This is a genomic window from Archangium violaceum Cb vi76 (assembly GCF_000733295.1).
Lineage (GTDB): Bacteria > Myxococcota > Myxococcia > Myxococcales > Myxococcaceae > Archangium > Archangium violaceum.
In genome coordinates this window covers 24856-41210 of record NZ_JPMI01000197.1, presented here as the reverse complement: position 1 = coordinate 41210, position 16355 = coordinate 24856, and the positions used below count along the sequence as shown (strand labels likewise).

Annotated in this window: 16 protein-coding genes; 11 read left to right on the top strand and 5 right to left on the bottom strand. The window is 71.1% G+C overall.

The genetic code is table 11. From position 1 onward, the window contains the following. Nucleotides 1–7: 7 nt before the first annotated feature. The 3 genes from Q664_RS26465 to Q664_RS26455 are packed head-to-tail and all read right to left on the bottom strand — an operon-like array spanning nt 8 to nt 2528. Nucleotides 8–1174 carry a prepilin-type N-terminal cleavage/methylation domain-containing protein gene (locus Q664_RS26465; RefSeq protein ID WP_043401588.1) on the bottom strand — a complete coding sequence of 389 codons (1167 nt, stop codon included), beginning with the start codon at nt 1172–1174 and terminating at the stop codon, nt 8–10. Continuing rightward, a complete protein-coding gene (locus Q664_RS26460; protein WP_043401584.1) occupies nt 1174–1740 on the bottom strand; it encodes a type IV pilus modification PilV family protein in 567 nt (188 codons plus the stop codon). The genes Q664_RS26465 and Q664_RS26460 overlap by 1 nt, the downstream gene beginning before the upstream one ends. Nucleotides 1741–1745: 5 nt before the next feature. Next, complete coding sequence (locus tag Q664_RS26455; protein ID WP_043401581.1) at nt 1746–2528, bottom strand: pilus assembly FimT family protein; 783 nt, start codon at nt 2526–2528, stop codon at nt 1746–1748. Between the two features lie 260 nt (nt 2529–2788). Between Q664_RS26455 and prmA the strand changes: the two genes are divergently transcribed. Both prmA and Q664_RS26445 read left to right on the top strand, forming a co-directional pair. Beyond that, nucleotides 2789–3661, top strand: coding sequence for a 50S ribosomal protein L11 methyltransferase (prmA, locus tag Q664_RS26450; RefSeq protein ID WP_043401580.1), 873 nt, complete (start codon nt 2789–2791; stop codon nt 3659–3661). Nucleotides 3662–3693: 32 nt separating this feature from the next. Further along, nucleotides 3694–4182, top strand: coding sequence for an Mpo1 family 2-hydroxy fatty acid dioxygenase (locus Q664_RS26445; protein WP_043401577.1), 489 nt, complete (start codon nt 3694–3696; stop codon nt 4180–4182). An 84-nt stretch (nt 4183–4266) separates the two neighbouring features. On the opposite strand, the gene Q664_RS26440 is transcribed toward Q664_RS26445, so the two are convergent. Together Q664_RS26440 and Q664_RS26435 are read right to left on the bottom strand one after the other, a co-directional pair. Next, nucleotides 4267–5586 (bottom strand): adenylate/guanylate cyclase domain-containing protein, encoded by a 1320-nt coding sequence (locus Q664_RS26440; protein ID WP_052518697.1) that lies wholly within the window; start codon nt 5584–5586, stop codon nt 4267–4269. Between the two features lie 17 nt (nt 5587–5603). Beyond that, on the bottom strand, nt 5604–6605 hold the full coding sequence (locus Q664_RS26435; RefSeq protein ID WP_043401575.1) for an asparaginase: 1002 nt from the start codon (nt 6603–6605) through the stop codon (nt 5604–5606). 153 nt (nt 6606–6758) lie between these two features. On the opposite strand from Q664_RS26435, the gene Q664_RS26430 reads away from it, so the two are divergent. The 9 genes from Q664_RS26430 to Q664_RS26395 all read left to right on the top strand — a co-directional run bounded on the left by Q664_RS26430 (nt 6759) and on the right by Q664_RS26395 (nt 16330). Then, nucleotides 6759–7064: a hypothetical protein gene (locus Q664_RS26430; protein WP_043401572.1), complete on the top strand. Its 306-nt coding sequence runs from the start codon at nt 6759–6761 to the stop codon at nt 7062–7064. Nucleotides 7065–7086: 22 nt separating this feature from the next. Beyond that, nucleotides 7087–8328 carry an endonuclease/exonuclease/phosphatase family protein gene (locus tag Q664_RS26425; protein WP_043401569.1) on the top strand — a complete coding sequence of 414 codons (1242 nt, stop codon included), beginning with the start codon at nt 7087–7089 and terminating at the stop codon, nt 8326–8328. Nucleotides 8329–8379: 51 nt separating this feature from the next. Next, nucleotides 8380–9114 carry a 16S rRNA (uracil(1498)-N(3))-methyltransferase gene (locus tag Q664_RS26420; protein WP_043401566.1) on the top strand — a complete coding sequence of 245 codons (735 nt, stop codon included), beginning with the start codon at nt 8380–8382 and terminating at the stop codon, nt 9112–9114. A 125-nt stretch (nt 9115–9239) separates the two neighbouring features. Then, entirely contained in the window at nt 9240–9506 is a 267-nt protein-coding gene (locus tag Q664_RS26415) for a hypothetical protein (protein ID WP_043401564.1), read from the top strand. 113 nt (nt 9507–9619) lie between these two features. Continuing rightward, on the top strand, nt 9620–10909 hold the full coding sequence (locus tag Q664_RS26410) for an RDD family protein (protein ID WP_235216882.1): 1290 nt from the start codon (nt 9620–9622) through the stop codon (nt 10907–10909). A gap of 68 nt (nt 10910–10977) precedes the next feature. Further along, nucleotides 10978–13713, top strand: a complete 2736-nt coding sequence (locus tag Q664_RS26405) for a GspE/PulE/PilB domain-containing protein (RefSeq protein WP_043401562.1) — start codon at nt 10978–10980, stop codon at nt 13711–13713. Nucleotides 13714–13728: 15 nt separating this feature from the next. Further along, nucleotides 13729–15270 (top strand): sensor histidine kinase, encoded by a 1542-nt coding sequence (locus Q664_RS26400; RefSeq protein ID WP_043401560.1) that lies wholly within the window; start codon nt 13729–13731, stop codon nt 15268–15270. Nucleotides 15271–15323: 53 nt separating this feature from the next. Next, a complete protein-coding gene (locus Q664_RS58040; protein WP_152622354.1) occupies nt 15324–15896 on the top strand; it encodes a hypothetical protein in 573 nt (190 codons plus the stop codon). Then, the gene (locus Q664_RS26395; protein ID WP_043401557.1) at nt 15893–16330 is read left to right on the top strand and encodes a hypothetical protein; all 438 of its coding nucleotides are present in this window, start codon (nt 15893–15895) and stop codon (nt 16328–16330) included. Before Q664_RS58040 ends, Q664_RS26395 begins: the two co-directional genes overlap by 4 nt. Nucleotides 16331–16355 lie beyond the last annotated feature (25 nt).

Below are 16355 nucleotides of genomic sequence, written 5' to 3'. Positions count from 1 at the left end.
AGTCCTCCTAGCCTCCAGCGCAATTGAAGTCATCCTTGGGAAGGGCGCCCTTGCAGGCGTCCGGAGTCGTAGCGTCCAGCGTATAGACGGGCACGGGCATCTCCGAGGAGCGCATGTTACGCACGTGCACCGACATCTCGGAGACGATGCGGCGGAAGCCGTAGTCCGTGGGCTTGGGGATGGGGTCCTCGGAGACGGGGACGAGCGTGCTGCCCGAGAGGACCAGCCTGCTGCCGAAGGAGGGAATCTGGTTCATCGCCTGGGGAGAGGCGGCCGAGTCGCGGGTGCTGCTGCGAGCCACCAGACCGACCACCACGGCGCGGATGTTGGCCGGGTTGTCGTTGTTGCGCTTGTCGTCGTTCAGGGGCGTCTCGTAATCGGGCGCCGGGTGGGCCGGGTCGTCGTACTTCGAGGGGATGAAGTAGGTGCCGTTGCCACGCAGGAAGGAGACGCGCAGCGCCTCGATGTCCTCGGCCACCGGCTCGCCGAACGAGTTCGGATCCGCCTCGGCCAGCCCGTGACGGCGGAACAGATAGGGCCGCGCCGGGGTGTCGGGCCTGCCATCCTCGTCGATGAGCTGGATGGAGTAGTCGTAGACGTCGATCTTGAAGACGGACACGCTCATGCCGCCAGCGCCGGAACCGAAGCAGCTCGCGGTGAACTCGTTGAGCCGGGGGAACTTGCTGGTGGCCGCCTCCAGCGCCAGCTCCGTGGTGCCCTTGGCGGCATCCGCGCTCAGCTGCGCGTAGCTCCAGGAGAGCGCGCCCGGGCACACCACCTGGATGATCTGCCCCCTGCGAAGGGTCTCGGGCAGACCCTTGGACAGGGAGATGGACGAGGCCGACAGCGTGGAGGCGAAGGCGTTGAAGGCCGGGTTGCGCATCCGGAAGACGAGCCGGTCCGAGCGGTTGACGGCGCCGAGCGAGTCACGCGACCAGTCGTCCGGGAAGTCGAAGGCGAGGGGAGGCTCGATGCCATAGCCGGCCATGCGCAGGTTGCGCACCACCATCATGTGCGTCTGGCGCAACGAGGCCTGCCCGCCCCGGATGCCCGCCTGCGTGTAGAAGGACTGGGTGTAGCCGAGGAAGGCCGCGGAGACCGCGAGCACCGTGAGGAACGTCACGGCCGAGCCCACCATGAGCTCGATGAGGGTGAATCCACGCTGGCGCCGCATCACACGCCTCCCATCTGGATGCGCATCGTCTGGGTCGTCACGACGCGCGGCTCTCCCGCATCCATGTAGAGCACCTTGACCCAGACCTGCATGCGCTGCACCCCTTCGCGCACGGGCTCCGTGCGGACGATGTAGAAGCGCTGGTAGACGGTCTCGCCGCGGCTCTCGACCTTGTCCTCGTCCCTGAAGGCGGGCCGCTGCAGGCCGCCAAACGCGACGCCCCCCAGGCGCAACATCAGCTCGCCGTGCATGCACGCGACATAGGCGTTGTAATCACCCGTGCCCGGCTTGAGCAGCTTGTGATCCTTGTCCAACGGATCATCCGCGCACAGGGCGGCGCTGGCGGCCAGCCGGGGATCATCGAAGTTCCACAGTTGGATCTGCTCGGCCAGGTCGTTGGCGACATCGGTGGCCTGCATGAGCCTGCGGGCCTGGCCGGTGGCACCACGCGCCTGCACGAGCGCACCGAGCAGACCCGCGAGCCCCACCAGGAACACCACCGCGGCGATGAGGGACTCGATCGTCGTGAAGCCGTGGCGTGGGCGGAAGGAAGCACGTCGCAGCATGGCAATCACCTCGCGGCCGAGAAGGTCCGCACGAGACCGGTGTTGGTGATGACGATGGCCTGCGCGCTCTGCAGGCCGCCGCCGCCCACCGGGAGGAAAGCAATGGAGGCCGCGCCATCCGTGGACGGATTGCCCTCGGCATCGGCGAACATCACCGAGCCATCCGGCTCGAAGAAGATGACCCCGCGGATCTGCTTGGTGGAGCCATCCCCGGAGCAGAAGGTGCAGGGCTTCTCGCTGGGGACGAAGCAGAAGGGCGGCGGGAAGATGTCGGTGCTCGCCGCGGGCTGGCCCTTGGCGAGGCCAATGCGGCTGGCCAGCAACGAGGTGCAGCCCTTGTGCGCCACACGGCCCACGGCCTCGATGAAGCCGCCCGTCAGCACGCGCACCGAGGGGTTGAAGTTGCCCGAGTCGAACAGCGGGAACTCGGAACCGGCGGGCGCGGGAGCACCGGGCGCCAGCTCCTTCAGCTCCTTCCAGTCGGACTTGGCCTTCATCGCGGCGGCCAGGTTGGACCAGGGATCCACCACCACCCAGTAACGGATGGGATTGCCCATCGTGGGTCCGTCCGCGTTGAGCAACACCGCCACGCGCTGGTTGCGGCCATACGCGTGCGAGCGGGCACTGGAGATGACCGCGGCGAACTCGAGCGCGCCACCTGTCAGACGCGTGCGCTGCGGCAACACCTCCAACGCGGCGTACGCGAGCGCGGCCAGTACGGCGACGATGCCCGTGACTGTCGCCATCTCGATGAGGGAGAAACCGGTATTGCGGCGGGTTCGCTTCATAGGGTGTCCATCATCTGGCGCCCCCGAGCCGAGCCCCACACCATCCAGAACACCGGGCGCACGAAAAAGGCTGGGCTTCGAGGGCTACTCCATGGTCCTTGGTGGAGCAGCTTACCGCAAATTCCGTCGAGGGATCATCGCATCCTCGGCTCCCCTACGGGACGAGCAACGGAGCGGACCCACCGACTCGGAAATTTCTTTCCCCGCTGCAGGCATCCCGGCATCTTCGGGAAAGCAACGCCAGACGCGAGAAGGGCCACATGACGGGGACGTATCAGACACTCACGGTGGATCTGCCGGAAACGGAGTCGGAGGCCGCCCAGGACCTGCTGCACGAGCTGGGCGCCATGGGACTGGAAGTGAGGGACCGGGAGGGTCCCACCATGCCGGGAGTGCGGGCCCCCGCGGCGGGCGAGGCCATCCTCGTGGCCTACTTCGACGACGCGGACACGGCCGAGCAGGCGCGCGCGGAGATGCACGAGGCCTACCCCTCGGCGCGGCTGCAGCTGGCCGAGGAGCAGCAGCAGGACTGGAGCAATGCGTGGAAGGCCCACATCAAGTCCGTGCAGGTGGGACGGCTGTGGGTAGGCCCCCCCTGGGAGGCGCAGAACGCCCCCGCCGACAAGGTGCGCCTCGTCATCGAGCCGAAGATGGCCTTCGGCACCGGCGACCACCCCACCACCTCGCTGTGTCTGGGTGCGGTGGACGACTACATGAGCACCCATCCTGGGGCGAGCGTGCTGGATGTGGGCACGGGTACGGGCGTGCTGGCGATTGCCGCGAAGAAGCTGGGCGCCGGACGGGTGGTGGGCACGGACAACGATCCGGTGTCGGTGGAGCTGGCGAGGGAGAACGCCGTGGACAACGGCACGCCGGACGTGGAGCTGTCGGGCAAGGAGCTGACGGCGGTGGAAGGCAGCTTCGACCTGGTGGTGGCCAACATCCTGGCCAACACGCTCATCGAGCTGGCGCCCCTCATCGCCCCGAAGGTGAAGGACAGGCTGCTGATGGCCGGCGTGCTCGCGCACCAGAAGACGGAGGTGGAGGCGGCGTACGTGAACCTCGGCCTGGTGCCGGAGCCGGGCGCCCAACAGGGCGAATGGGTCCGGCTGGACTTCCACCGCGCGAAGTAACACCGGCCCCCCCGGAGGGTTAGAGTCTCCCCATGCTGAAACCACAGACCCAGGCGCTGTTCGACGAGTACATCTCCGCCCACCAGCACCCCACCAACCGCCTCACCCACAAGGTCGCCATCCCCCTCATCGTCCTGCACATCGTCGCGATGCTGGACTGGGTGCGGCTGGCGTCCGTCCCCGCCCTGCCCGGTGGCTCGCTCACCCTCGCCTATGGGGTCTGGGTCCTCGCGTCCATCTGGTTCCTGCGCGCCGACTTCAAGCTGGGACTCATCGTCTCCATCGCCGCCGCCCTGTGCATCCCGCTCGGCCGCATGCTGCCTCGCGAGGCCATCGTCGGCATCGCCCTCTTCGGCTGGCTCGTCCAGCTCGCCGGCCACGCCGTCTGGGAGAAGAAGTCTCCGTCCTTCCTCACCAACCTCGTGCACGCCCTCGTCGGCCCCCTGTTCTTCGTCGCCCTCCTGACCGGGGACTACAAGATCGCTCCCCAGGCGCAGACGGCTCCCCAGACGGCGCAGTGAGTCTCGGGTAGGACCTCGCGGCTCGACCCGAGGTCCCCGGCACCCTCACCCCGACCCTCTCCCGAGGGGAGAGGGAGTGCTCGCTCAGTGGGACTCGGCGGTTCTCGGCATCCCGGGCGCGGGCTCCGTCTTCTCCGGCGGCGCCCGCCCCTCGAGGGCGTAGACCACCACCGCCTCCTTCCTCCCCTTCACCCGCTCCTCGGACATCCGCTCGCCCCGGAAACGGCCCTGCCCCGCCTTCCAGGTGCTCTCGCTCACCAGGATGTCCACCCCCAACGTCTTCGTCAGTCCCTCCACCCGCGAGGCCAGGTTCACCGCGTCCCCAATCACCGTGTACTCGTGCTGCTCCGCGCCTCCCAGCATCCCCGCCGCCACCACCCCCGTGTGCAGCCCGATGCCCACGCGCAGCACCGGCTCCCCCCGCTGCGCCCTCCACGCGTTGAGCTCCTCCAGCTTCTTCCTCATGTCGAGCGCCGCCTGCATCGCGTGCACCGCGTGATGGGCGTCCCCATCCGGCACTCCCCAGCACGCCAGCATCCCGTCCCCCAGGAACTTGTTCACGATGCCCCCGTGCCCCATCACGATCTGCCCCATGTGCCCGAAGTAGTCGTCCAGCAGCCCCAACACCGCCCTCGGTGGCAAAGTCTCGCTCAGCGTCGTGAAGTCCCGGATGTCGCTGAAGAGGATCGTCACCTCCCGCTGCACCGGCTCCAGCGTCCCGTCTCCCGTCTGCAGCACCCGCTCCACCACCTGCCTCGGCAGGAAGCGCGAGAGGTTGTCGCGCCTCCTCAGCCCCAGGAACATGCTGCTCACCGCCGTGTTCGCCCACCCGATGAGCATCCCCAGCGCGATGTAGCAGCCCACCACGAAGCTCACCCTCGAGATGGAGAACTCCCCCATCACCCAGCACACCAGCGCGAACGTCGCCGATGACGTCACCGTGGACAGCACCACGTGCAGCCAGCTGTAGCGCGCCACCGAGAACGCAAGCACCACCGCGCAGCTCGCCGCCAGCATCTGCGGGTTGAAGTCCCCCGAGCTGGAGGCTCCCCGCCAGGCCACGAAGCCGAAGAAGCCACAGTCCAACAGCGTGGTGAGCACCGGCATCCACCTCGCCCTGCCCAGGTTCGGCTTCTTCTGGAGATGGAGGATCAACGTGATGGAGAGCGCGAACACCAGATAGGACAGCGCCGCCACCAGCCTCTGCCTGTCCTTCGGCCCCAGCTCGCCCGACATCCGCGCGATGACGACCTGACTGAACGTCACCAGCACGAACAACGCGAGGCGCACCCGCGACACCACACGCTCGCCGCGCAGCGCGCTCTCCGCCAACACCCGCTCCTGGTTGGCCCGCGCGACCTCGAACCGGGCCACCGTGCTGTCGTCACTCGCCCGGCGCGCCATGGCGGCCTCCTTGCCCCTCATGAGAAGCGCAGCCGCCCCACCGCGCGCAAGCCGCCCGTCACCACGCCCCGGGTGTTGCGCTGCGGCGGCTCCACATGGTGTCCCAGCCCCTCCATCGGCACCGAGACGCGCCGCTCGTACCGCTCGAACACCTGCCGCAGCACCTCCAGCAGCGCCGGCGGCGAGCACCTCATGTCCCCGTCCTCCACCTTCAATGCGAGCCCCAGCCCCAACGCCGGCACCGCCGCGCTGTAGATGCCCTCCGCCCCCACCTTCGCCAGCACCACCCCACGCCCCGCCGCCATCAGCTCCGTGCACAACCGCCCCGTCCCCGCCACCAGCTCCGGATGCGCCCACATGGCCTCGCGCAGCCGCCTGGCCGCCTCCAGCTCCGCCACCCCGAAGCGCGCGTACGCCGTCGCCATGGCCCTCAGCGGCAGCCCGAAACACACCGCCGTGCACCCATCCACCGCCTGCAACAGCGAGCCCGCCGGCAGCCCCGTCCAGTGCGCCACCTCCTCGAGAATGCGCGCCTGCACCGGGTGCCCCGCGCGCTCGTACCCCTCCGTGCGCCAGCCATGGTGCTTCGCCAACGCCAGCATCCCCGCGTGCTTGCCCGAGCAGTTGCTCCACCCCGGCGTGATGACCGTCCCCGTGCGCACCGCCTCGTCCGCCACCGCCTGCGACAACGGGGGATGCGGCCCGCATGCCAGTTGCGACTCCTCACAGCCCGTGGCCCTCAACATGCCCGCGCACACCTCGCGGTGCACCGGCTCGCTCGAGTGCGAGGCACACGCGAGCGCCAGCTCCCTCGGGCCGAAGCCGAAGCGGTCCGCCGCCCCGTCCCGCACCAGCGGCAACGCCTGGAAGGCCTTCGCCGCCGAGCGCCACATGGAGACCCGCTCCGGGTCCCCCGCCGACGCCACCAGCGCTCCCCGCTCATCCACCACCGCCACGGACACCTGGTGCACGGACTCGACGTAGCCGGAGCGCGTCGATTCGATCAGAAGAGAGGACATGTCGCCCCGCGCATAGCAGGTGTGCCGCTTCTTTGCCTCGCTCCCAATGGCTCGCTCCCCCGCCTCCCCCTACCCCAGGGGCGTATCGATGGGTTGGCGGGTGCCACCGGCCGCCCGACATTGAGGGAAGGCATACCTCCTCAGGAGCCCACCATGGCAGGCAAGTTCAGCAAGACCACGACACCCGGTAGCGGCTACACGGACGCCGTCACCCAATCCCGCCCCCCCACGGATTCCTCCGGACGCGGCGTCCCCGATGAGCGGCGCGCCTTCTCGGAGCAGCGCGAGGGCCACTTCCCGGGCAACGCGGATGACGACACCGTCACGGGCCGCGAGGCCGGCTACGGTGCCGACCCCTCCAATACGCCTCCCGGTCTGTCCGCCGAGGGAGCGGGCGGCCCCGAGGACGCCGGTACGGAGAGCGACGAAGCACCCAGCGGCCGCGTGCAGGGTGGGTAGGGCGCCAACACATAGAGAAGTCATGCCAGGACAGGCCCTTTCGCGATTACTGGACCGCCTCCCCTTCGGGAGGAACGTCATCGACGGCGTCCCCGCCGCACCGCCCCAGCACCTGCCGCACCAGGAGCCCACCCAGGTCCACCAGGGCTTCGGGTCGCTACCGGTCGCCGACGGTCCGCGCCGGCTCGGGACGGGAACCACGCTGCTGGTGCACCACCCCCAGCCGCGCAGGCCCCGCGACCACGTGCTCCGCGTGATGACGTACAACATCCTCCTGGGCGGCGAGCGCCGTGCCCTGCTGGAGGCCTATTTCGCCTCGCTGGAGGAGCTCGGCCGGATGCCGGACGTCATCGCGCTCCAGGAGGCCAGCCAGCCCACCGCCGTGGAGCTCGCCCGCGACTACGGCTTCCACCTCGTCTACCAGGGACGCGACGTGGCCGGGCCCGTCATCAACGGCAAGGCCATCCTCAGCCGCTACCCCCTCCTCGAGGCCGCGCACTACACCTATGCCTTCCCCGAGGACGCCCGCGCCGCCGCCATCGCCCGCCAGGGCTTCGTCGGCGAGCTGGACGAGGACCGCGGCGCCCTCTTCGCGCTCATCGACGTGCTCGGCGTCCCCCTGGCCCTCTACAACGTGCACCACACGCTCGGAGACAGCGGCATCAACGCCGGCCAGCTCTGGCAGCTCCAGGCCACCCTCCATGCCCGCGATGGCGTGCCCTCCATCGCCCTGGGCGACTTCAACGCCAACATCAACGTCAAGCACCACTACTCGCTCCTGCCGAGCCCCATCCGCAAGCACGAGCCCACCGAGACGGTGAAGGACTACGAGTCGCGCTACGGCGACGTGCACCCCAGCGTGGGCGACTGGGGCGTGGGCAACATCGGCGACGTGCGCGTGCGCCGCGCCCTCCACGCGCTCGAGCACGAGCTGCCGGACCCGCTCCGCCGCGCCCGCGAGCTGCGCGTGCGCATGCCGGATGGCTCCCTCCTCAAGCCGGACGAGGCCCGCGAGATGCTCGTCGCCAGCGCCTTCCCGAAGAACTCGGAGCCGTGGATGCGCCTCCAGGACGTGGCCGACATGTCCACCCTCAACTCGCTGCCCGACGGCAAGGGCGTGGTCCCCGCCACCGGCAAGCGCTTCGACACCTTCTTCGCCTCCCGCCAGCTCGAGCCCCTGTTGCTCGAGGTGGACCACTCCACCGGCGCGTCCGACCACCTGCCCTCCGTCGCCGACTTCCAGCTGCGCGGCCTCCGCCACTGAGCCGGCCCTGGTAAGAAGGAGGGCCCCACCCTCCCGGAGGACAGCCCACCCGTGGTCCGACTCTTCGTCCCGCTCCCCGAGCCCGCTCCCCCCGAGGTGACGCTCTCGGGCGAGCGGCGCCACTACCTCGCCCACGTCCTGCGGCTCGCCGAGGGCTCCACGCTCGAGGTCTTCGACGGCGCGGGCCGCGCGTTCGAGGCGCGCGTGGCCTCGCTGGACGCGGAAGCGGTGCGCCTGGTGCTCGGCGAGGCGCGGCTCACTCCTCCCTCCCGCCCCCTGCACATCCTCCAGGGGCTCCCCAAGGGCGACAAGCTGGAGTGGGTGCTGCAGAAGGGCACCGAGCTGGGCGCCACCGCCTTCCACCCCGTGGCCACCGCCCGCAGCGTGGTGAAGCTCGAGCCCAGACGCGCCGAGGAGCGCACCACGCGCTGGACGAAGATCGTCGAGGAGGCCGCCCGCCAGTGCCGGCGCAATGACGTGCCCACCGTCCATGTCCCCTGCCCGCTCGTGGACGCGGCGCGCTCGCTCGCCCCCGGGACCACCCTGCTCGTGCTCGACGAGGAGGAGTCCGCCGTGCCGCTCGGCGAGGCCTTCCGCTCCTGCGCTCCCGGCGCTCCCGTGGCGCTCGTGGTGGGGCCCGAGGGCGGCCTGGCCCGCGAGGAGGTCTCCGCGCTCCGGGCCCTCGGCGCCCGCCCCGTCACGCTCGGCCGCCGCATCCTCCGCACCGAGACGGCCGCCCTCGCCGCGCTCGCCGTCATGGGCTTCCTGGACGGAGAGCTCGGTTAGCGCTCGGACAGGTGCCGGGAGGACAGGCCCCCGACGCCCGGCGTCTGCCCACTGCGTGACGCCGTCCCTATGTTTGCTCCGCAACGGCGCCCTCATCCCGAGGAGCCAGACAGGGAGCGGCACCCATGGCCATCTACGCCTACGCGCTCATCGGAATCATCGTGGGCATCCTCGCGCGGATCGCCCTGCCCCCCACACGCTCGGTGGGGTTCGTGGGCAGCGCGCTGCTCGGCGGAGTGGGCGGCATCATCGGCGCCCTCCTCAGTTCCGTCTTCGCCCCGGTGGGTGTCACCAGCCGCATCCATCCCCTGGGCGTCGTGGTGGCCATCGTCGTCGCGGCCCTGGTGTCCATCGGGGTCATCGTCGGCACCCGGAACCGGCGCTTCGCCTGAGCGGACCGCCACCGGTGTCCAGGCAGGGAACCCCGGCTTCCGGCGGTTTTCTTGCTCCCGGCTCCAGGAGGGCGTTTCATGGTGCTACAGCCTTCTTCATCCGGGAGGAACCGTTGTCCAAGTGCCTGAAGTGCGGAGCTTCGCTGCCGCCTGTAGGGGACTGCCCCACCTGCGCCGCCGCGTCCCAGCCCACGGCCCGGGTCGTCCCGAGTTTTCTGGACAAGGAGCTCCAGATCGACCGCCGCCGTCCAGATCGTGACGCGGCGGCGATGGCTCCTGGCCCCGCCGCCGCACCGCCCGGCATGACCGCCCGCGGCGCCACGACGCCCCCCGGCATGACTCCGGCGGCCGGTTCCCGGCAGCAGGCCCCGGCTCCGGCCGCGCCTCGCGCTCCGGGTCTGCCCGTCATGCCCCCGCGCTCGCAGGCCCCGGCCGCCCCGATGGCAGCGGCTCCCGCGCCCCGGCCCCAGGCTCCCGCCGCTCCGGTCGCCCCGGCGCCGCGGGCCGCCGCGCCTCGTGCTCCGGCTCCCGCGCAGCCAGCCATGGCCCGTCCTCCCGCGGCCCCGGCTCCCGCCCAGGCCGCCGCGCCCCGCCCGCCGTCGGCGCCCTCGCCGACCCCTTCCTTCAACCTGCCCGGCGTCGCGGCCCCGGCTCCCACCCCGCGCGCGAGCACCCCGGCCTTCGGCGTGCCTCGAGCGTCCGCTCCGGCGGGTCTGCCCGTGATGCCCCCGCTCCAGCAGGCCACCTCTGGCCTGCCGGAGATGCCCGTGGCGAAGACGGCCGCTCCGCTGGACCTCTCCATCGAGGAGGAGTCCTTCCCCGTCGACCTCGAGGAGTCCGAGCCGGCCGCCCCGCCGCTCGTAGCCGCCGCCCCGGCCCGGAGCCCGGCGCCTGCCGCCCCCAAGCCCGTGGTCACCGGGGCCCAGGAGACGGAGATCCACGCCCGCCCGGCCTCGCTCTGGCGCCGGCTGCTGGCCCTCGCCATCGACACCGGCGCCATCGCCGGGGTGGCCGCGCTCTACCTCATGCTCGCCTCCTCGGTGGCCGGCGTGCAGGCCCCCCAGACGAACCTCTCCGGGCTCGACGCCATCGTCGTGCAGATCCGCGCCCTCCAGTCCGTGCTGCTGCCCGGCACCGCCCTCCTCCTGGTGCTCTCGCTCGTCTACTGTGCGGTGTCCGCATTCCTCTGGAACGGACGCACGCTGGGCCGGCGGCTGCTCGGCCTGAGGCTGGTGGACACCCACGGCCTGGCCCCGGCGCCCGGCCGGGCCATCGTCCGGGCCATGCTGGCCAGCCTGTCCTTCGGACTCTTCCTGGCGGGCTTCTGGATGGCCCTCTTCGACCGCCGCGGCCAGACGCTCCACGACAAGCTCACCTCCACGTACGTCGTCCAGCCGAGCTAGTGCACCCCCGAGCCGATGCACGGATTCGTTGTGACTTCCGGCCGCGGCCGTAAGATGCCGCGTCCCCCATGCCTTCCCATCTTGCCAACACCCTGATCGCGCAAGGCCTCCTCCCCCAGGACAAGGCCGAGGAAGCCTTGCGTCATCAGACGGCGCAAGGTGGCTCCATCGACACCGCGCTGATGGAGCGCCGGCTCCTCCCCGAGCCCCAGGTGCTCCACGCGCTCGGCGAGGCCTCCGGGCTGCGCCCCGTCAACCTGGCCGACTTCGAGCCCAACGCGGACGTCGCCTCCTTCATCCCCCCGAAGATCGCCGACCGCCTGTGCGTGGTGCCCCTGTCGCTCGATGGCACCACCCTGCACGTGGCCTGCGGCTACCCGGTGCCCAGGAAGGAGTTGGAGGAGGTGGGCTTCCTCCTCGGCAGGCCGCTGGAGCTGTGGGTGGCCACCGAGGCTCGCGTCCGCGAGTGGATCTCCGTCATCTACCGGCAGCCCCTCTCCCCGCGCTACACCTCCCTGCTCGCCGCGCTCGACCCCGAGCGCATGGGCGCGGCGGCTCCCGCGGCGCCCCAGCCCCTTCAACCCGCGCAGCCCGCCGCCGTCGCGGCTCCCGCCCCGGCGCCGAAGCCCGCGCCCGCGCCCGCTCCACCCCCGAAGCCCCCGGACGACGCGGCCCTCACCTTGGAGATGGTGGAGCGGCTGGCGCGCTCCGTGGCCGCCGAGCCCTTCCCGGTCGCCCCTCCGCCAGTGCAGCCGCAGCCGCAACCACCGCAGCCGCAACAGCCGCGGCCCAACGGCGCGCCTCCCGCACCAGCTCCGGCCGCCGCCACCGCCCAGCCTCAGCGCCCGGCGGCCCCCGCCGCGCCTCCCGCCTCCGCCGCGCCCGGTCCCGCCTCGACGCCCCCGGCCGCCATCCGTGAGCCCCTGCGTCTGAACATGCCCGAGCCCGCGCGTCCCGCGGCACCGGCACCCCAGGCCCAGCCCGCTCCCGCAGCGCGTCCCGCCGCCGCGCCTCCGCAGGCCCAGCCCGCTCCCGCCGCGCGTCCCGCGGCTCCGGCTCCCCAGGCCCCGGCCCCGCAGCAGCCCGCGCCCGCCGCCGCGCGTCCCCCGGCACAGCCTCCGCCCCAGGCACAGCCCGCCGCCGCGCCTCCCGCGCCGCAGCCCGCCGCTCCAGTGGCGGCCCAACCTCGTCCTCAGCTCGAGCCGCGCGCTCCCGCGCCCGCCGCGCCACAGTCCCCTCGCGACGACGTGCCCGAATGGACGCTCGCGCAGGCCCGTGCCGCCCTCAAGGAGTCCACGCGCGACCGAGACCGCCTCATCGACACCGCCCTGCGCTTCGGCCGCCGCACCTTCGACTACGTGGCCGCCTTCGCCGTGCTGCGCGGCGCGGCCGTGGGCTGGGACGCGCGCGGGGATGGGCTGGCCAGCGAGCAGCTCTCCCTGGTGTCCATCCCGCTCGACGCCTCCAGCGTCTTCCGCACCGTGGCCATCACCCGCGGCAGCTACGCGGGCCCCATGCCGCCGGACAGCCTGACGAAGCACTACCTGGAGCTGTTCGGCCGCCAGCCGCCCCGCACCCTCTTCCTCTACCCCGTGGAGGTGCGCGGCCGGCTCGTGGCCGTCCTCTACGGGGACTGCGGCCAGAAGCCCATCAGCCAGCGCCGCCTGTCCGACTTCATCCTCTTCTGCCAGGACCTGCCCGCCGCCTTCCAGGAGCTCATCCTCTTCCGCAAGCAGCGCCTGGGCGAGCTGCGCGGCGCGCTGGACTTCGACGTGGACGTGGACGAGCCCGCCGCGGCCAGCACCCCCTCGGCCCCGAGCGCTCCGGCGCCCGCCATGGCCGCGGGCCTGGGGTGGAGCCCCTTCGTCAACCGCACCGCCAACGCGCTGGGCCGCGCCGCCTCCATGGCCCCGCTCGTCATGTCCCAGGAGGAGCGCCCGCCTCCGGACTTCGGCCCCCTGCTCAAGCGCCTCACCGGCCCGGACGCCAACCAGCGCGCGAACGCCATGGCCGAGCTGGCGCGCTCGCCCGAGGCCAGCGCCAAGGTGCTCGCCACGCACTTCCCCGGCCCCACCGCGTGGAGCCGCCTGCCCGTGGTGGAGCTGCCCGAGGCCGATGAGCTGGGCCCCATCCCCGGTGCCATGTCCCGGCTCGGCCGGCCCGCGGCCCAGGCCCTGGCGCCGCTGCTGGACTCGAGCGACGCGGACACGCGCTACTTCGCGCTCCTCACCGCCGGCAGCCTCCCGTACGTGGAGCTGGTGGACGGCGTGCTGCGCGGCCTCTTCGACTACGAGCCGGACATCTCCAGCGCCGCGCGCGTGGCCGCCGCCGCCCTCAAGCACCTGCCCCGCCTGGACGCCGCCCGCAAGGAGCTGCGCCAGGAGCTCACCAGCCGGGACGCGTTGCGGCGCTCGCTGGCGGCGCGAGCCCTGGGCACGCTGCACGATCGCGAGTCCATCGAAGGCCTCATCAACCTCACCGGCAGCGACGACGAGATGTGCGCCCAGGCCGCCGCCGAGGCGCTGCGCGAGGTGACGCGCGTCACGCTCGGCCTGGACAAGCGTGCGTGGACGGCGTGGTGGGCGGAGAACCGCGGCCGCCGCCGCGCCGACTGGCTCGTGTCCTCGCTGCGCCACCCGGAGCTGGACGTGCGCCTGGCCGCCATCGAGGAGCTCAGCCGGGGCCTCAACGACACGCTGGGCTACTACGCCGACGCGCCCGACGCCGAGCGCGAAGCGGCCGTGCGCCGGTGGGAAGCCGCGGTGGCGGATCCCTCCCGGGCGCGCCGGCTGGCCCTGCTGTAGGGCGACGGAGAGGACATGATGACGCAGGCGTGGATCAGCCTCGGGGCCTGCGCGGGGCTGCTGGCGGTGGCGGGACTGGCCCTGGTGCGCGTGGGGCGCAGCGTGCTGGCCCTGCCGCTGTCGGTGCTGTGCATCGTCCTGTCCACGTGGAACTTCTCGGACTTCGCCCTGGCGCGCTCGGGCGGGCCGGGCTGGCGCTTGATGGCCACGGCGGCGGCGCTGATGAGCGCTCCGTCCTCGCTGCACTTCATCCTCTCCTTCGTGGGCGAGCGGCGCCGGCTGGCGGCGGCGATGTTCTCCGCGTACGGCGTCTTCGGGGCGCTGGCGGCCACGGCGTTGGCGGGCCTGGGCTCGGCACACGTGGCCGAGGCGGTGAATTCACGGGGCTTCGTCCTGACGGTGCTGGCCTTCACCGCGCCGCTGCTGCTCGGGGGCTTCAGCCTGCTCACCCAGCACCTGCGCCGCGAGGTGCGCGCCACCGAGCGCACCCGGGCGGGCCTGATGATCACGGGGCTGGCGCTGCTGGTGATGCTGCTGGGCACGGACATGGTGGCGATGCTGGGCCAGGAGGTGCCGCGCCTGGGCAACCTGGGCACGCTGCTGGGCCTGCCGGCCATCGCGGTGGTGGCCCTGCGCCTGCGCCTCTTCGACCAGGAGCTGTCCAACGTCCACGCTGTCTACGCACTGCTGCTGGCGCTCATGGGCGTGCTGGCCTACCTCGCCATCTTCCAGCTCTTCGCCGCGCAGTACGGCGCGCTGGTGGTGGGGACGGCGGCCATCACCCTGTCCCTGCTGGCCATCATGCGCCGGGGCGTCATCGCCTTATCGGCCCAGCGCGAGCGGCTGGAGCACATGGCCACCCTGGGCCGCTTCTCCGCGCAGATGGCGCATGACCTGAAGAACCCCATCGCCGCGCTCAAGGGGGCCGCGCAGTACCTGAAGGTGGAGCACTCGCGGGGACAGCCCTGGGACGACAAGGGCGAGTTCCTGGATCTGCTGCTGGAGCAGGTGGAGCGGCTGGACCGGGTGGTGAGCACCTACCAACGCCTGGGCAGGGTGGAGCCGCTGAGGCAGCCCCTGGACCTGAACCAACTGGCGACGAGCGTGCTCTCCCTGCAGACCTTCACCGGGCGCCCCGAGGTGGAGATCCACCGCGAGCTGGCGGCGGAGCTGCCGCGCTGCTCGGGGGACTGGGACCTGCTGGCCAACGCGGTGGAGAACCTGGTGCGCAACGCCTTCGAGGCCATGCCGCGCGGGGGCACGCTGACGCTGCGGACGAGGCTCGACGGGACGGGCGTGGCGCTCAGCGTGGAGGACACGGGCGAGGGCATGAACGCACGCACGCGGGAGCGGGCCTTCGACGACTTCTACACCACCAAGGCGACGGGGAGCGGGCTGGGGCTGGCCTTCGTGCGGCGGGTGGTGGAGGCCCACGGCGGAGAGGTGACGCTGACGAGCCACGAGGGACGCGGCACCACCGTGACGCTGCGCCTGCCTGTCTCCGATGCGCCCGCTGGGGAGCCCGTGCCAGGAGAAGCGGAACCCTGGCCGGGTTGATGAAACACGGGCCACCGCCAGTGTGGGATCGCCACGGGTATACTGCCCGAATCATGACTCCAGTCTTTCTGGCGGCATTGCTGGCATCCCTGGCTGCTTCAGTACCGGCCCTCCAGGTGATGCCCAGGACCAGTGCTCTGACGGTCCTCGCGCCACGGAGCACATCGAGGCTCTCGCCATCGCCCGTCTTGCTCGCCTTCGCGGGAGGCCGTGGCAAAGCCAAGGCCGAAGCGCGGAGTAAATCCCAAAAAGAGTCCGATAAATCCAAGACCGAAGAGCGTAAACCCAAAGGAGGTGCCAACCCGGCAGTACAGCGCGCTGCGAATCGCGGCAGCACCTTGCACTCCGACAAACCCGGCCACCTTCCGGAGCAGTTACGTCAGAAATACCCAGAGACAGAATTCAAGTTCAACAAGCCTGGACAGAAAGGACAGGATGTCTCTGTCCAGGGTGGAAAGCACCCCTCCAAGTACTCGGATTCGAAGTGGAAGGAAGATGCCGATCACGGCGATTTCAAGCCTGATACATCGACAGGCAAGAAAACCTTCGAGTCCGACCAGAAGAAGAAGTGGAAGGAGGAGACCCAGATGCTCCCCTATGATCCAAAGACGGGCAATTTGAAATGAGCCCTCGAGAGATTGAACTGGGAGGAGTCACGCTGACCGTGCCGCCAAACTGGCACGACATCACCGGGGACCTGGAGGAGCCGGACGCGCCCTACACCCTCGCGGATCCGGACGAGGGTATCGGAGCACTGCAATTCTCGTTTGCCAACCACGAGCAAGGCCCCCCCCCCCTTCCATCCGAATCGGACCTGCTGGCCCTGACACGTGAGTTCGGCCAGGAGCAAGCACTCGGTACTCCATCAGCGGAAACAACCTTCTCAGAAGGCTCACTGCGGGGAGCGGGGGGGAGCTTCCACAGCGGAGAGGAGTTCATCCGGGTCTGGTATGTCTCGGATGGGCAGAACATCTCCCAGGTGACGTATGTCTGCGAGTGGGGTCGGCAGGAGGTCGAGCTGCCCATCTGCGAGGACATCGTCCGCTCCATGCGCTTCTGACGCAGGAGGCGTCCTCCTTCCCCGC

What these genes read in the sequence shown, in the direction of transcription:
- Q664_RS26465 (WP_043401588.1), bottom strand. Translation starts at nt 1,174, where the DNA reads ATGCGGCGCCAGCGTGGATTCACCCTCATCGAGCTCATGGTGGGCTCG.
- Q664_RS26460 (WP_043401584.1), bottom strand. Translation starts at nt 1,740, where the DNA reads ATGCTGCGACGTGCTTCCTTCCGCCCACGCCACGGCTTCACGACGATC.
- Q664_RS26430 (WP_043401572.1), top strand. Translation starts at nt 6,759, where the DNA reads ATGGCAGGCAAGTTCAGCAAGACCACGACACCCGGTAGCGGCTACACG.
- Q664_RS58040 (WP_152622354.1), top strand. Translation starts at nt 15,324, where the DNA reads ATGACTCCAGTCTTTCTGGCGGCATTGCTGGCATCCCTGGCTGCTTCA.
- Q664_RS26400 (WP_043401560.1), top strand. Translation starts at nt 13,729, where the DNA reads ATGATGACGCAGGCGTGGATCAGCCTCGGGGCCTGCGCGGGGCTGCTG.
- Q664_RS26395 (WP_043401557.1), top strand. Translation starts at nt 15,893, where the DNA reads ATGAGCCCTCGAGAGATTGAACTGGGAGGAGTCACGCTGACCGTGCCG.
- prmA (WP_043401580.1), top strand. Translation starts at nt 2,789, where the DNA reads ATGACGGGGACGTATCAGACACTCACGGTGGATCTGCCGGAAACGGAG.
- Q664_RS26435 (WP_043401575.1), bottom strand. Translation starts at nt 6,605, where the DNA reads ATGTCCTCTCTTCTGATCGAATCGACGCGCTCCGGCTACGTCGAGTCC.
- Q664_RS26405 (WP_043401562.1), top strand. Translation starts at nt 10,978, where the DNA reads ATGCCTTCCCATCTTGCCAACACCCTGATCGCGCAAGGCCTCCTCCCC.
- Q664_RS26415 (WP_043401564.1), top strand. Translation starts at nt 9,240, where the DNA reads ATGGCCATCTACGCCTACGCGCTCATCGGAATCATCGTGGGCATCCTC.
- Q664_RS26440 (WP_052518697.1), bottom strand. Translation starts at nt 5,586, where the DNA reads ATGGCGCGCCGGGCGAGTGACGACAGCACGGTGGCCCGGTTCGAGGTC.
- Q664_RS26425 (WP_043401569.1), top strand. Translation starts at nt 7,087, where the DNA reads ATGCCAGGACAGGCCCTTTCGCGATTACTGGACCGCCTCCCCTTCGGG.
- Q664_RS26455 (WP_043401581.1), bottom strand. Translation starts at nt 2,528, where the DNA reads ATGAAGCGAACCCGCCGCAATACCGGTTTCTCCCTCATCGAGATGGCG.
- Q664_RS26445 (WP_043401577.1), top strand. Translation starts at nt 3,694, where the DNA reads ATGCTGAAACCACAGACCCAGGCGCTGTTCGACGAGTACATCTCCGCC.